General features: G+C 32.7%; 2 protein-coding genes. Both read right to left on the bottom strand.

Annotated elements, in window-relative coordinates:
* Positions 1-386: 386 nt before the first annotated feature.
* The gene (locus J4P91_RS28515) at positions 387-1,118 is read right to left on the bottom strand and encodes a DsbA family oxidoreductase (protein WP_207996774.1); all 732 of its coding nucleotides are present in this window, start codon (positions 1,116-1,118) and stop codon (positions 387-389) included.
* 309 nt (positions 1,119-1,427) lie between these two features.
* Entirely contained in the window at positions 1,428-2,387 is a 960-nt protein-coding gene (locus tag J4P91_RS28510) for an alpha/beta hydrolase (RefSeq protein ID WP_207996773.1), read from the bottom strand.
* Between the last annotated feature and the right edge of the window lie 531 nt (positions 2,388-2,918).

Below are 2,918 nucleotides of genomic sequence, written 5' to 3'. Positions count from 1 at the left end.
TTCAATGTCAACTAAGTTTTTTATTTCGTTTGTCGCGTTTTGCGTTGTTGCTATCAGCGACTCGTATAATATTACACTTCTTTATGGTAATCGTCAATGTTTTTTTATAAAAAATATAATTTATACTTTTATATTGCTATTATGCTTTCAATTTAATGAACCCTAACCTTTACATTCAAACCAATAACCTTACTTTAATAATACATACAATATAACGGTCAAACTATTGCATCTTTCTTTACTAAACAATGAATCCATCTAGATTCAGAGTGCTACTTTCCTAAAGTAAATTGGATGTACAAAACCCACAGAATCTTCATGAGTTTCTGTGGGTTAAAAGAAATTATTCCTCAACTACACCATACACGACATAATAAATGAAAGAACTATTGTTCTTTCGAAGGTACCGAACAGCTACCATCTGCACAAAAAGCATCGCTTGTACCATTTAATGAAAGATCTTGCAATGTAGACTGAGGATTCTCTTCTTCCCACACCTTTTGAAGCGCACCGACAAACGTTTCAAGTGATTGCGCACCTGAAATAGCATATTTTTGATTAATAATAAAATAAGGTACTCCCGTAATTTTATATTGTTGAGCAATTGCTTCTTCAATTCGCACATCATTTGCATAAGCATTTTTATTATTTAGAACGTTTAAAGCTTCTTGCCTATCTAATCCTGAAGTTTCAGCAATATCAACAAGTGTTTCCACATCGCTTAAATTTTTAGATTCAGTAAAATATGCAAAAAGCAGATTTTCTATAATATCCTTTTCTTTTTCATGCTCTTTTGCAAACTTCGCCAAACGATGAGCATCAAAAGTGTTCGTTGGTTTCATCTCTTCAAAGTTAAAAATTAAACCTACAGTAGCTGCATGATTGCCTATTTGTTTATTATTTTGCTTAGCTTCTTCAATACTAATCCCATATTTTGACGCAATTGCTTCATGAATACTTATTCCAGAATAGATTGGAGCATTTTGATCTAGTTCAAAGCTTTTAAACTCAACATCGACATCATTTTTATGCGGAAATTGTTCTAAAGCTTTTTCTAATCTACGCTTTCCAATATAACAAAACGGACAAACAAAGTCAGACCAAACTTCAATTTTCATACTGACACCTCTTTAAATTTAGTTTCCAACCATTGTAGCATGGGCATGGAAGAACTCATAAATTTCTGCTTCAAGAAATTTAAACAACTAATAATCGTGCACATCATTAACCTTCATTTCTAAATAGAATCGAACTCTCCAATAAAGTGAAACTTTATCCTATATATGCTTCCTCATAATCGAAACAAGGTGCATCAAAAAAAAAACGATAATCAGAAATGTAAAAACATTTACTTCCGATTATCGTATATAGAACATTTTCTCATTAGCAAGATTCTTGTACCTTACGATTTATTAATTCATCACTAGTTATGCTGGAATATACCTCTCTACAAAATCCCATAAAGTATTCCAATATTTCTCTGAACTTATCTTTTCTGCTTCTCCATGACCAGCACCTGGAACAATCAACTTCTCTTTTTCTACCTTCGCTGCATTATACACTTCATCTAACATTTCAAAAGGAACAAATGTATCAGCATCTCCATGGATAAACAACATCGGGGTTTTACTTTTTGCAACTTGCTTGACAGCCGATCCCTCATTCAAGTCATAACCAGCACGGAGCTTTGTAATTGTATTCGCCGCATTCATAACAGGAAATTTTGGTAAATGAAATAGATCTTTTAATTGATACGTGAACTCATCTATAACAGATGAATAACCACAATCTTCAATAATAACCTTAACATTGCCAGGTAACTCTTCTCCGGAAGTCATCATAACAGTTGCGCCTCCCATAGAAATACCAAACAGAGCTATTTCCGCTTGTGGATCTTTCTTTAAAATATACTGAATCCACTGCGTAACATCCTTACGATCATGCCATCCCATACCAATATAATCACCTTGACTATTTCCATGACCACGAAGATCAGGTGCTACTACACTATAACCTTTTTCATAAAAATGACGAATATATTTTGTCATTTCCGAGGCTCTTCCATTATATCCGTGAACCACGATTGACCATTTATGACTAGATTGCTCATTACGATATTCATAACCCGTTAGTTTTAATTCATCAAAAGAACGTATATTTATTGTACTTGGCTGCCGCTTTGATAAAAAGTCTGCATTTTCCGCCTCATTCACAGCCATCACATCACCTAATGCATGTACTGTTTTCTCCAAATGAGGATTTCCTTCTAAAAACTCTTTTTCTTGTTTCGCATTTAATGCATAGTTATAGAAATAATTCCCTACTAACATATATGCAATAAGTAGAAGTAATAAAACTACTATAGTAATAATACTTATTTTCTTCATTCTATATGCCCTTTCTCTAAAAAATATACATTCAACAGTTTTCTATTATATTCTATCGAATAAAGTCACATCTATTTCATCTAAAAGGATTCAATTGATACATTACATAACTATAGCAAAACAACACAGATAGATAAACTACTTACTTCTCTAGCAAGCTTATATACATATGCACCAAAGCTATACAAAACGATAAATTCCGAAAGCTCAACACCATCAAACTGTTTCAACAAATTCGAAGTATATAGGAAAGGATTTCATCCTTACACCTTAAAAGAACTTACATATTGTACTATTCCAAATGATATAGTATATATTTACAAAAATTTCAAAGAAGATATCTTATTTATATGAGAAAAATGAATATGAAGAAGCCGTCTGGCATTGGAAGTATCTTTTTGAAAAACATAGAGGACACAGAGAAACAGCATAATATGTATGATTTAATTACACGAAAAAAGACGAGTCATTCTGACTCGTCTTAAGCTTGCTTGGCGACGTCCTACTCTCACAGGGACAAGGTCCCAACTA

This window comes from Bacillus sp. XF8 (assembly GCF_017498755.1).
GTDB classification, from domain to species: domain Bacteria; phylum Bacillota; class Bacilli; order Bacillales; family Bacillaceae_G; genus Bacillus_A; species Bacillus_A bingmayongensis.
Note: the sequence above shows the minus strand (reverse complement) of the source record. Positions and strands in the feature narration are given on the sequence as shown.